Raw genomic sequence first — 12459 nt, 5'->3', positions numbered from 1 at the left:
AGCACGCAGCATGATGCAGGAACACGAAAAATCACACAGCGACATTGCGCCGGATGCCAGCCATCAGAATGTGCTGGTCGCGGCGGCGAATCCCCTGATTAATGCCATTCCCCAGATCCGACATTCCGTCACCCATGACGACCCGGCCCAACTGCGCCAGCAGCTGATCGACCAGATCCGGCGCTTTGAACTGAGCTGCCAGCAGTCGGGGCTCGGCTATGAAGTGATTATCGGCGCGCGTTACTGCCTCTGCACGGCGCTGGATGAGGCGGCGGCGCTGACCCCCTGGGGCAGTCGCGGCGTCTGGACCAGCAACGGTCTGCTGGTCACCTTTCACAACGAAACCTGGGGCGGCGAAAAGTTTTTCCAGCTGCTGGCGAAGCTGTCACAGAACCCGCGTCGTCACATCCTGATGCTGGAACTAATCTACTTCTGTCTGGTGCTGGGATTCGAAGGGCGCTATCGGGTGCTGGACAACGGGCGCTCGCAGCTGGAGACCATCAAACAGCGGCTGCTGCAGATGATTAAAAGCGTGCGCGGCAGTTACGCGGCGGCGCTGTCACCGCACCCGACCGATCAGCCGGTACTGCGCAAACTCTGGCGGCCGATGATTCCGCTGTGGGCCTGCGCGGCCGTGGCGGGGCTGGCTGCCTGCCTGTTTTATATCGTGCTCAACTGGCGTCTGGGCGATTACACCTCGCCGGTGCTGGCGCGTATCTACCAGACGGCCCTGCCGGAAGTGAAGATCGGTAATCCGGCGCCGCCTCCGCCTGCCACGCTGAACCTGCGCGCCTTCCTGAAACCGGAAATTGATGCCGGGCTGGTGGCGGTGCGCGACGAAGCGGACCGCAGCGTCGTGACGCTGAAAGGGGACGGGCTGTTTGCATCGGCGGCCACCGAGGTGCGCGGACGTTATACCGACGTCATCCGGCGTATCGCCGCCGCCATGAATAACGTCAGCGGTCAGATTCAGGTGATTGGCTACAGCGACAACGTGCCGATTCGCAGTGCGCGCTTCGCTTCCAACTTTGAACTCTCTCTGGCGCGTGCCGAGTCGGTGCAGAGCCTGCTGCAACAGCAGCTGGCGCAGCCCTCACGGGTGAAAGCGGAAGGGCGCGGTGAAAGCAATCCGCTGGTGCCAAACACCAGCGCAGAAAATCGTGCACGTAACCGTCGGGTTGAAATCACGCTGCTGGTAGCACCGGATGCGACCCATGCCGAACTTAACGGCCTGGCGAGAGGGAACTGATCCATGCTGAATATCCTGTTTGCGGTACTGACCAGCCGCCTTGCGTGGGGCTTTGTCGGCATCACCGCGCTCTCTTTTATCATCTGGGTCATCGGCCCGGTCTTCTCTATCGTGGACTCGCGTCCGCTTGAGCCGGAGCAGAATCGCATCATCAGTATTGCGCTGCTCTATCTGGTGTGGGGCCTGGGGCAGGCGATCCCGCGGTTCTATAACTTCTGGCTTAACCGCAAACTGATGTCGAGCCTGGAAACCGGTAAGAGTGACGCCCCGGAAGCGGACCGGCAGCGGCTGACCAGCGAAGAGCAGGTGCTGGCAGGGCGCTTCTCAGAAGCCACAGAGATGCTGAAAAAGGCGCACTTCCAGCGTCACAGCAGCAAAGGGACACCGTTCTGGGCGCAGCGCTTTGGCCGCCAGTATCTCTACCAGCTGCCGTGGTACATGATTATCGGCGCACCCGGTGCCGGTAAAACCACCGCGCTGGTCAACTCCGGCCTGCAGTTTCCGCTGGCGGATAAGTTCGGGAAGTCGGCGCTGCGCGGGATTGGCGGCACACGCAACTGCGACTGGTGGTTTACCAATGAAGCTGTTCTGCTCGACACGGCGGGGCGTTACAGCACCCAGGAGAGTCAGCAGGAGCGCGACGCCAGCGAATGGCACCACTTTCTCGGACTCCTGCGCAAATATCGCGGGCGTCAGCCGATCAACGGCGTGGTCGTCACCCTCAGCGTCTCCGATCTGCTGACCCAGTCGCCTGAAGCGCTGCGCAACCAGGCGCTGGCTTTGCGTCAGCGCCTGATGGAGCTGCATGACCGTCTCGGCATCCGCTTCCCGGTCTATGTGCTGGTGACCAAGGCGGACCTGCTCAAAGGGTTCCGCAGCTACTTTGCCGCGCTGGATAAAGCGCAGCGTGAACAGGTGTGGGGGTTCACCTTCCCGTGGGCGCAGGCTTCCGCCGCCGATTTTGAGCTGAATAACCAGTTTCAGCAGGAGTACTCCCTGCTGCAGCAGCGGCTGGAAGCGGGGCTGGCGGATCGGCTGCTGACGGAGAGCGATGCGCAGGCGCGGGCCGAGAGCTATCTGTTCCCGCAGGAGTTTGCGGCACTGCGTCCGGTGCTGGCAGAGGCGCTCGACACGCTGTTTGCCCGCTCTGATTTTGAAACCCAGTTCGCCCCGCGCGGCATCTATTTTGCCAGCGGCACCCAGGAAGGTCTGCCGTTTGACCGGGTGATGGGGGAGCTGAACCGCGCACTCAATCTGCCGAACCAGCAGGCGGGTGAGTCGGGAAGCTGGGACCATGTCGATAAAGAGGCGCCGATCCCGCAGAACAAAGGGCAGAGCTTCTTCCTGAAAGGGGTACTGGAAAATGTGATTTTCCAGGAGTCTGGCCTGGCGGGCAGCAACCGCTGGTGGGAGCTGCGCAACCGCGCCGGTCTGTGGTCGGGCTATCTGGCCCTGCTGGTGCTGTTACTGGTGGCTGGCGCGCTGTGGCTCACCAGCTACAGCAAAAACAAAGCCTATCTGCAGGAGATGGCTGCCAAAACGCCGCAGGTGGAGCAGCTGGGCGATCGGCTACAGCAGCAGGTCAATGGCGATCTGTTTGCGCTGGTGCCCTATCTCAACACCCTGTTGCACCTGCCGGAGAGCGCCGACTTCTCGCTCGACTCGCCACCGCTGACGCGCCGTATGGGGCTCTATCGCGGCACCGAGGTCAGCGATGCAACCCGGGCGCTCTATGACAAAGCGCTGAAGCAGCTGCTGTTGCCGCAGGTGGCACAGAACATCACCCGCTGGCTGCGCAATGACAATGGCAGCGACGCTGACTACAGCTATGAGGCGCTGAAGGCGTATCAGATGCTCTACCAGCCAAAGCATTACGATGGCAAGTTCCTGCAGGCGTGGCTGATGCTTAACCTCTCCCGCGAACTGCCGCAGAACGTCACCCAGCAGCAGGTCAAACAGCTGGCGTGGCATCTGCAACAGCTGCTGGAGACGCAGATCCAGTCGTCGCCTTACGCGAAGGATGAGGCGCTGGTCAGGCGCGAACAGACGCTGATTAACCAGATGCCGCTCTCACAGCGGGTCTATGGCCGACTGAAGCGGCTGCTGCAGCGCAACGGCACGCTACAGCCGGTCACGCTGTCGGCGCTGGGTGGGCCGCAGAGCGAGCTGGTGTTTTCACGCAAAAGCGGCAAGTCGGTCAACGACGGGGTAGAGGGGCTCTACACGCCGGACGGCTACTGGCAGCAGGTGGATAAGCAGATCGCGCCGGTGACGCAGGCGCTCTATAAGGACGATCTCTGGGTGCTGGATGGGGCCGCGCCGCAGCAGAAAAGCGAGGAGATCGACCTCGCGGTGCGCCAGCTCTATGTGCAGGACTATATCCGCCAGTGGGAGCAGTTCCTCAGCGATATCCAGCTCAACAGCAGCGCCGATCTGTCACAGCGTATCAACACGGCGCGCCTGCTCTCAGGCAATCACTCACCGCTGCGCCAGATGGTCATCAACCTCAGTAAACTGCTGACGCTGAACCGGGCACAGCCTGATGAGAAAACCGCGCAGCCGCAGCAGCCATCAGATAACAGCGCCACCCGTACGCTGGAAGCGCTGTTTACCTCGCCCGACGCCAGCGCCGCGCGGGGCCAGGCTGCCGCGCAGGCCGCACCGGAGCAGGCTGTGGCGCTGCACTTTGCGCCGATTCTGGAGCTGGCGCAGCCGTTACAGCAGGGCAGCAAGGTGCTGGCAGTCGATGATTTCCTGCATCAGATTGACGACCTTTATCGTTACCTCACGGCGGTGCAGGATGCCGCCAACAGCGGGATGCCGCCACCGGCCAGCGATGCGATCAGCCGTCTGCAGGCCAGCGCCGGTCGCCTGCCGGGGTCGCTGCAGAACATGGTTTCCAGCATGGCCGTGGGGGCCAGCAGCGATGCTCAGCGTCGCGACATGGATAACGTCCGCAAACGCATCACCATGGAGGTCGGCAGCTTCTGCCGTCAGGCGATTGCCGGTCGCTATCCGCTGGTGCGCTCTGCGCGCAGCGAGGTAACCCCTGACGACCTGGCCCGCATGTTTGCGCCAGGCAGCGGCATGATGGACAGCTTCTTCCGTGACAACCTGGCGAGCAAGGTGGACACCACCCGCGCAGCCTGGCGCTTTACGCCGGGCATCGACGGTAAAACCCTGCCAGGCGGCGAAGCCCTGCTGCGTCCCTTCCAGCAGGCGCAGTCGATTCGCGATGCCTTCTTTGCCAACGGCGCAACCACCCCAGGCTTCCGCGTGACGCTGCGCACCGTCAGGATGGACAACGATATTCTTAACCTGACGCTGGATGTGGATGGACAGATTCTGCGTTACAGCCACGGCCCGCAGGCGGTTCAGCTGGTCAGCTGGCCGGGTCCCGGCGGCACCAGCCAGGTGCGGATGCAGCTCGGTCTGACCAACGGCACCACGTCCACCCTGGTCACCAGCGGCCCGTGGGCGCTCAATCGCTTCTTCGACCGTGCCCGGGTGACCGCGGCTGGCGGACTGACCCGCGAAGCAACGTTCAGCGTGGAAGGCCATCAGGTGACGCTGTCGTTTACCCCTGGCAGCATTCGTAACCCGTTCCAGCTTCCCGGCTTTAGCTGCCCCTGAAACAGGATCCGACAATGACTCAATACGCTGCACCCTGCTGGTACGGCAAACTGCCCAGCGCGGGTGACTTTGTAAAGCGCCGCTTTCCGGACGTGCTCTATCGCCAGTGGTCCAGCTGGTTTCAGGTGGGGCTCCACCACTGGCAGAGCAATCAGGAAGGCGATAACGCGCCTTCACGGCCGTTTCTCAACGCGCCGGTGTGGAACTTTGTGGTTCCCCCGATGCTCGGCAGCCAGCTCATCCAGATGGGCTGCCTGATTGCCGCGCGTGACAGCGTGGGGCGTAACTACCCGCTCTGTGCGCTGCGTCATTTCACCCCGGCCGAGTGGTCACCCGCGCTGCTGGCGCGTTCCGGTGAGTGGTATCAGCAGGTGGGCAATACACTGCTGCGGGTGGTGCAGGGCGGCGGCTCACCGGAACAGCTGGATCAGGCGCTGCTCAGTATCCCGCAGCCGCAGCCTCCTCAGGCGTCAGACGAATCGTCAGACATTCTCAACGTGATCGGGCATGGCGACACCCCTTCGACGCTGAACTGGACGCTGCCGGGCGAGAACTTTGACCCGCAGTTCTACACCAGCTTCTGGTGGACGAACCAGAGCGACGGGTTTCCGCTTTATACCCAGGTGCACAGCGGTAACTTCACCGCCCAGCTTTTTTCCCTGCTGTTTGATCCGGCCGGTGGGGCAAAGCCGGGACGAAACGGACTTTATCCCCCGATGTTTGAATCCTGAGGCGACACGCATGACGACCAATATTGAGGCTTTGCTGGCACCGGTCAGCGACGACAATCCCGGTGGGGATAACCTGGAGTATCACGCCGATTTTCAGGCGATGGAGCAGGCCAGCGCCGGTAAAGCGGAGCAGCAGTTCGGCAGCACGATCATTCCGGCGGAACCGGCGGACTGGAACAAAGTGGAGAAACTGGCGATCGCGCTGCTGGAACGCAGCAAAGATCTGCGGGTGATGCTGGCGCTGACTCAAGCCTGGACCGAGCTGAAAGGGCTGCCGGGCTACGCACAGGGCCTGAAACTGATTGAGCAGGCCTTACTGCTTTACTGGGAGCCGCTGTGGCCGCGGCTGGAAGAGTATGGCGAACAGGATCCTTTCTACCGCATCAACGCGCTGGCGCTGCTGGGTGATAAGTCGCCCCTGAGCAGCGCGGTGCGCCAGAGCTGGCTGCTGCGCTACCCCTCCGATGGGATCACGCTGCGCGATGCCGCTGCGCTGTGCGACGGCAGCAAGACAGAGGTGGCTGACTATCCGGGTGGCCTGCCGCGTCTGATCGACGAACTGGCGCGGGGCGATCAGCCCGGCATTGAGGCGGTGCTGCAGATTCATGAGCGGCTGCAGACCATCTGCGAAACCGTGGCCGAACGGCTGGGCGACGCCGCCGTGCCGGAACTGACGCAGCTGCGCAGGCAGATTGCACTGATCGCCGAGCGCGGCGCGGCCACCGACCTCAGCGCCCTGGTCCCCACGGCAGCGGCGACGGAACAGCCGGCTGAAACCGCGGCAGCGCCTGCACCGGCGGCACCCCGTGCGGCGACTGACTGGCGCAGTGTGCAGATTGGCTCCCGCGCCGACGCTCAGCTGATGCTGGAAAAGGTAAAGCTCTATTTTACCCAGCACGAGCCGAGCCATCCGGCACCGCTGATGATCGACCGGGTTCAGCGTTTAATCGAACGCGACTTTCTGGAGATCATTCGTGAACTGGCCCCTGATGGGGTGCATCAGCTGGAAACCATTTTCGGCCGTCGCGATTAAGCAGACATAACGCACTCACACAGCGGGACCTGCGCGCCTGCTGTGACACTTTATCCGCGCATCATTAATGGAGAAAACCATGGCAACAAGCAAATCCAGTGGGCAGAAGTTTATTGCCCGCAATCGCGCGCCTCGCGTTCAGATTGAATATGACGTGGAAATTTATGGCGCGGAACGCAAAATTCAGCTGCCGTTTGTGATGGGCGTGCTGGCGGATCTGGTGGGTAAACCGCTGGAGCCGCAACCGGGCATCGACGAGCGTAAATTCCTTGAGATCGACATCGATAACTTCGATGAGCGCATGAAAGCCCTGAAGCCGCGCGCCGCTTTCCAGGTGGATAACACCCTGAACGGCGAAGGCAAACTGAACATTGATCTGACTTTTGACAGCATGGATGACTTCTCGCCGGATGCCGTGGCCCGTAACGTCGAGCCGCTGAGCAAATTGCTGGAAGCACGTACCCAGCTGGCCAACCTGCTGACCTACATGGATGGCAAAAACGGCGCGGAAGAGCTGATTGGTAAAGTGCTGCAGGACCCGACGCTGTTACAGGCCCTGACCCATCTGCCAAAGCAGGGTGACACCACTGACGCAGAGGAGCCTAAAGCATGACCCAGACTTCACAACAGCCGCAGTCCCAGGGCGCGGCCAGCTTCAGTCAGGATGAGTTCAGCGCGCTGCTGAACAAAGAGTTCCGGCCGAAAAGCGATCAGGCGCGCGCTGCCGTGGAAAGCGCGGTAAAAACCCTGGCGCAGCAGGCGCTGGAAAATACCGTGACCGTCTCCAGCGATGCCTATCGCACCATCCAGGCACTAATCGCGGAGATTGATGAAAAGCTGTCGCAGCAGGTAAACAAGATTATTCACCATCCGGATTTTCAGTCGCTGGAGAGTGCCTGGCGTGGCCTGAGCTACCTGGTGAACAACACCGAAACCGACGAGATGCTGAAAATCCGCTTCATGAGCATCTCCAAACAGGAGCTGGGCCGCTCCCTGAAGCGCTACAAAGGCGCTGGCTGGGACCAGAGCCCGCTGTTCAAGAAGATTTATGAGCAGGAGTATGGTCAGTTCGGCGGCGAGCCGTTTGGCTGTCTGGTAGGTGACTACTATTTCGATCACAGTCCGCAGGATGTTGAGCTGCTGGGTGAGATGGCACGTATCGGAGCGGCAGCGCACTGTCCGTTTATTACCGGTACCGCGCCGGAAGTGATGCAGATGGAGTCCTGGCAGGAGCTGGCGAATCCACGTGACCTCTCCAAGATCTTCCAGAACACCGAATATGCCGCCTGGCGCAGTCTGCGTGAATCGGAAGATGCCCGTTATCTGGGGCTGGTGATGCCGCGCTTCCTGTCGCGTCTGCCGTACGGCATCCGCACCAATCCGGTCGACAGCTTCGATTTTGAAGAGCAGACCGACGGTTCCGATCACAGCAACTACGCGTGGAGCAACGCCGCCTACGCGATGGCAGCCAACATCAACCGTTCGTTCAAAGAGTATGGCTGGTGCACCGCGATTCGCGGCGTGGAGTCAGGCGGGGCGGTTGAAAACCTGCCGTGCCACACCTTCCCAAGTGATGACGGCGGCGTGGACATGAAGTGTCCGACCGAAATCGCCATCAGCGATCGCCGCGAAGCGGAGCTGGCGAAAAACGGCTTTATGCCGTTGGTGCATCGCAAAAACTCTGACTTCGCCGCCTTTATCGGTGCGCAGTCACTGCAGAAGCCGACGGAGTATCACGATGCGGATGCCACGGCCAATGCCCGTCTGGCGGCGCGCCTGCCTTACCTGTTTGCCTGCTGCCGCTTCGCGCACTACCTGAAGTGCATCGTGCGTGACAAGATCGGCTCCTTCCGCGAGCGCGATGAGATGGAGCGCTGGCTGAACGACTGGGTGATGAACTACGTCGATGGCGATCCGGCTAACTCTTCTCAGGAGACCAAATCACGTAAGCCACTGGCGGCGGCTGAGGTCAATGTGGAAGAGCAGGAGGATAATCCAGGCTATTACGCTGCGAAGTTCTTCCTGCGTCCGCACTACCAGCTGGAAGGACTGACGGTGTCACTGCGTCTGGTTTCTAAGCTGCCGTCACTGAAAAATGACAACGCCTAAAGGGTGAAAAGGGGCGCGATGCTGGAGTCTGAACCCGCATCGCGCGCTTCCCTGCTGATGAGGCTATTAACCGGATGTTTGCCTGAGCCTGGTGTGCAATGCTATGCCCGGTCTTTTTCAGACTGAGTGCGTCTGCGTACGATTTTTACCAGTATAAAAGTCACCGCGAAGCAAACTGCGATGAAAACGGCTTTACCGGCAATCAATCCGAGTGAACAGGCGTTGAAATGCTCATAGCGAGAAATGAGATATAGCGACCCGATAAGATCAGTGATCGAATAAAGCGAAAGTAGTGACATTAATATGGCCAGGAAAAGTAAGATGATTTTCTTTACGCTCATTCCTTTTTTGAGCAATTGACAGGCCCGCTACTATAAACTTTGCATGATATTACTGTCTACAGAATGGCCGGCTGCAATCTCAGGCGAATGGAAGAACATTAATTCGCATGTCAGATTTCGCTATGAACAAGCGAGAAATAAAAGTATTTGTCCGATTTAAAAAACGGGCAGCAAGAAGTCTGAAATAGCGTTAATGACGCTATTTCAGAAGCAAGGCAAAGGTAAAATATGGACTGTTTTATTCAGCCCCATGCTTTTCTTTTTGCCATATCCTTGCTTTTTTGAAAGCAATAATCTCAACCAATAAAGAGTGAAAGATAATGGCTATTGATATGTTTATGAAGGTTGACGGTGTCACCGGCGAGTCTAAAGACTCTAACCACACTGGCTGGACCGATATCACCTCTTTCTCATGGGGTGCCTCTCAGCCAGGCAACATGTCTGTTGGCGGCGGCGGCGGTGCCGGTAAAGTTAACTTTAACGACCTGCACGTTAACGCCCTGATCGACAAATCGACCACGGCACTGCTGAAGAACTGTGCCAGCGGTAAGCATCTCGCTAAAGTTGAACTCTCTATCTGTAAAGCGGGTGGGACTCAGGTTGAGTATGCACGCATTACTCTGGAAGATGTGCTGGTGACCACCGTTAATTACAACGGTTCTGACAACGGCGATACGCTGGGCATGACCTACTCCTTCCAGGCTTCTAAAGTGAAGCAGCAGTACTGGGAGCAGAGTGCTTCCGGCGGCAAGGGCGCAGAAAGCAGCGCCGGCTGGGACATTAAAGGCAACAAAGAAGCGTAATCAGGTACGCCCCTGCCAGGGGCGTATTTTAAAAGCAGGAACTGACATGCGTTTAATGAAGGCAAACTCATCGACCTGCAATGACGGATAAGATTTTATGAGTTTGTATGATTTTTTCATGTATGGCTGTTTATTTTTATCTGCGTTAGTCATCGTTATGCATATCTATGCTGCCTGCTATTTTAAAGCTCATCAGGGGGCTTATCAGGATTTTATTGACCGCTATCAGAAGGCTGGCTTGCAGTTAGATCTGACAACGAAATTTGCAAATAACCTGGGTTTTTATGCTAACTATCAGAAAATCGCTTTTTTCATGAATCTCAGAAAAGGGCGCAAGATGCGCTTTTCTCAAACGGAAAAGGTTAGCATCAGAGCCTATGACTTCGTGCAGCAACAACATCAGGAAAATGTGGCGTGGATGGAGAAGACGCTTCATCTTTATCAGTTTACGTTCTGCATGACTTTTGCCTGGGTTTTCTTTATGTCCATATTTATTTATGTGCTCAACTAGATGTTGCAGGATACCTGTGAAGCTCTTTAAGTGCGTTTTTGCCGCAGCCTCTCTTTTCATCAGTGCTTCAGCACTTGCGGATGATATCTGTGTAAAACAGCCTTCAGAGGGTGCGTTGTATCAGTGTACTGTTCAGCAGAAAAAGCTGGCAGAAGAGGAGCTGAACAGGGAGTACCAGACGGCAAAAAAACGCATTTTTCAGCTGTACGGCGCGCAGAAAAAAGTGGCGGATAAGTATGTCGCTGTTATGGTCGATACACAGCGTAACTGGCTTAAATATCGTGATGGTCAATGCAGACTTGAAGCCTTTGCCGCTGAAGAGAAAAGTAATGCCAGTGCGGTGGCAATCAACCTCTGTGTTATCCGTATTGATAAAGGGCGTACTGACCTTCTCAGGAAATTGCCTTACTGAATGGGTGCCGGAAAATGAACACGATACCTTTTTCTGATGTACTTATTTTTTTATCAGTGTGTGCATTCTTAATCTCAATCCCGTTACAGCTTGTCGGTTATATCATCTTCAGGCGTCATGCCAGAGACTATGATGCATTGATAAGTGAATTTCGTAAGCGGAATCTGCAACTGGATATACTCACTCAGACCAGCTCCTTTTTAGGTTCATCTTTTCACCCTTTGAAGATTTCCTGGTTTGCTCGCCTCTATAAAGGCGTGCGGATGAATAGCAGCAGGCATCAGCCGGTAAGCCGTGAAACATACAGGTTCATTCAGTCGCTGCCTGAAGATGAAAATTGGCTGGCTGGTCCGCCTTCATCATTTAAATATGCTGACGGGTGTCTTAATGATGGGCGGTGGGATGGGTTTTGTTATCTGGCGCCATTTCTTTTAATCATCTGTGCTTAGTTGCCTGCAGAATTTGAGTCGAAATTCGTTGTGCTGAGAATGGCTGAAGCGATGCCCGTAAAAGGATATTAGGGTGGAGCGCATTTTTTTGTGCCTCTTATCCTGAAGGGGCGCTGAGATTGAAAGTTATTTCCTGTGACGCTTCCCCCTGGGTGCTGAAATGAAAAAACCGTTCCTGTTATTTGCTCTGGTCATATCGCATGCCGCCCTGGCGATATCGCCACCTGCAACAGACGCCTATACGCAACCGCAGATTTTCAGTAACTGGCTGTTGAATCGATGTGCAGGGAAAGTTTCTTCTGATAAGGCGTTTACTGATGATGCCTTTAAAAGTGCCTCAGCCTGGCTGGAAGCAAGCCATCTCCCTGTTGACGCCTTCAGTGAAGGCGACAGGTTAATTGATGATTATCTTAAGATGGACCTGACCGGTTCGATCGCTGGAAACTTCAGAATGTTGAAATGCACACTGCTCTCGCAAAGTCAGGACGCAGAAACGGTTTACAGAAAGTACTCAGCTTCACATGAGCCAGACTAAAAGAGAATGAGGAGGAGCTGAATAACATGAAGATTAAGAAGGTGTTTCTGGGGTTTTTTGTTCTGATCTCTTTGCCTCTTATGGCGTTTGCTAAGACAACGTTCAGTTTTGAAGGTAAGCATTTCAACGCGCAGATAACGTATGGTTGTGAAGAAGGAAATCTGACCTGCGATAAGGTCTTGCTCAAATCGGTAAGCCTTAAAGATGGCTCCTTTATCGTGCTTAAGGGGAAAACGATCAACACGCACTGTCCTGACGTTTGCGACTTTAAGGGCTATGAGTTCAGCAACAGAACGTTTAACTACGCATTCTACCCCAGCACCAAAGGTGAGGACCTCTGGGACTACATAGTGACGAAGAGGGATAAGGTTATCGCTCACGATGTTGGGACCATGAAATAACGTCGGGAAAGGAAGGTTTAAACGTAATTCTGACCGGGATTTTCGTAGCAGAGTTATCTCTTCCATATGATGTTCAGCGTTACTTATTACACTAGTCGGGTTCGCTTTCGCTGAAAACGGTCCAGTTGCTGATCTGTTTTCATATGACACCCTGCAACGTTCACTTTTGATCAATCTGAACCGGCTTCGTACCACAAGGCGTCGCATTGATATTCACCCATCGCCCGTAATATCTCATTGCTCCCTATACCC

12 protein-coding genes are annotated in these 12459 nt (G+C 56.7%); all 12 read left to right on the top strand.

The window, feature by feature from the left end; genetic code table 11:
- Positions 1-13 precede the first annotated feature (13 nt).
- The 12 genes from OXR04_RS06010 (at position 14) to OXR04_RS05955 (ending at position 12207) form a co-directional block, all read left to right on the top strand.
- Complete coding sequence (locus OXR04_RS06010) at positions 14-1249, top strand: DotU family type VI secretion system protein (RefSeq protein ID WP_162836535.1); 1236 nt, start codon at positions 14-16, stop codon at positions 1247-1249.
- Between the two features lie 3 nt (positions 1250-1252).
- Entirely contained in the window at positions 1253-4882 is a 3630-nt protein-coding gene (gene tssM, locus OXR04_RS06005; protein ID WP_009090757.1) for a type VI secretion system membrane subunit TssM, read from the top strand.
- 14 nt (positions 4883-4896) lie between these two features.
- Complete coding sequence (gene tagF, locus OXR04_RS06000) at positions 4897-5613, top strand: type VI secretion system-associated protein TagF (protein ID WP_009090756.1); 717 nt, start codon at positions 4897-4899, stop codon at positions 5611-5613.
- 10 nt (positions 5614-5623) lie between these two features.
- On the top strand, positions 5624-6646 hold the full coding sequence (gene tssA, locus OXR04_RS05995; RefSeq protein WP_267369455.1) for a type VI secretion system protein TssA: 1023 nt from the start codon (positions 5624-5626) through the stop codon (positions 6644-6646).
- Between the two features lie 79 nt (positions 6647-6725).
- A complete protein-coding gene (gene tssB, locus OXR04_RS05990; RefSeq protein WP_009090754.1) occupies positions 6726-7259 on the top strand; it encodes a type VI secretion system contractile sheath small subunit in 534 nt (177 codons plus the stop codon).
- Positions 7256-8755, top strand: a complete 1500-nt coding sequence (gene tssC, locus OXR04_RS05985; RefSeq protein ID WP_267369454.1) for a type VI secretion system contractile sheath large subunit — start codon at positions 7256-7258, stop codon at positions 8753-8755. The genes tssB and tssC overlap by 4 nt, the downstream gene beginning before the upstream one ends.
- Before the next feature lie 661 nt (positions 8756-9416).
- Positions 9417-9899: a type VI secretion system tube protein Hcp gene (locus OXR04_RS05980; protein WP_009090751.1), complete on the top strand. Its 483-nt coding sequence runs from the start codon at positions 9417-9419 to the stop codon at positions 9897-9899.
- Positions 9900-9996: 97 nt separating this feature from the next.
- Positions 9997-10410, top strand: coding sequence for a hypothetical protein (locus OXR04_RS05975; RefSeq protein WP_267369453.1), 414 nt, complete (start codon positions 9997-9999; stop codon positions 10408-10410).
- A 16-nt stretch (positions 10411-10426) separates the two neighbouring features.
- Positions 10427-10822 carry a lysozyme inhibitor LprI family protein gene (locus OXR04_RS05970; protein ID WP_267369452.1) on the top strand — a complete coding sequence of 132 codons (396 nt, stop codon included), beginning with the start codon at positions 10427-10429 and terminating at the stop codon, positions 10820-10822.
- 14 nt (positions 10823-10836) lie between these two features.
- Positions 10837-11271: a hypothetical protein gene (locus OXR04_RS05965; protein WP_267369451.1), complete on the top strand. Its 435-nt coding sequence runs from the start codon at positions 10837-10839 to the stop codon at positions 11269-11271.
- Between the two features lie 160 nt (positions 11272-11431).
- A complete protein-coding gene (locus OXR04_RS05960; RefSeq protein WP_058958464.1) occupies positions 11432-11806 on the top strand; it encodes a T6SS amidase immunity protein Tai4 family protein in 375 nt (124 codons plus the stop codon).
- Positions 11807-11832: 26 nt separating this feature from the next.
- Complete coding sequence (locus tag OXR04_RS05955) at positions 11833-12207, top strand: hypothetical protein (protein ID WP_140028378.1); 375 nt, start codon at positions 11833-11835, stop codon at positions 12205-12207.
- Positions 12208-12459: the final 252 nt, after the last annotated feature.

Origin of the sequence: Pantoea sp. GM_Pan_3, assembly GCF_026541045.1 — a bacterium.
Taxonomy (GTDB): Bacteria; Pseudomonadota; Gammaproteobacteria; order Enterobacterales; family Enterobacteriaceae; genus Pantoea; species Pantoea anthophila.
The sequence above is the reverse complement of the archived record's forward strand: the minus strand, read 5'-3'. Positions and strand labels throughout refer to the sequence as shown.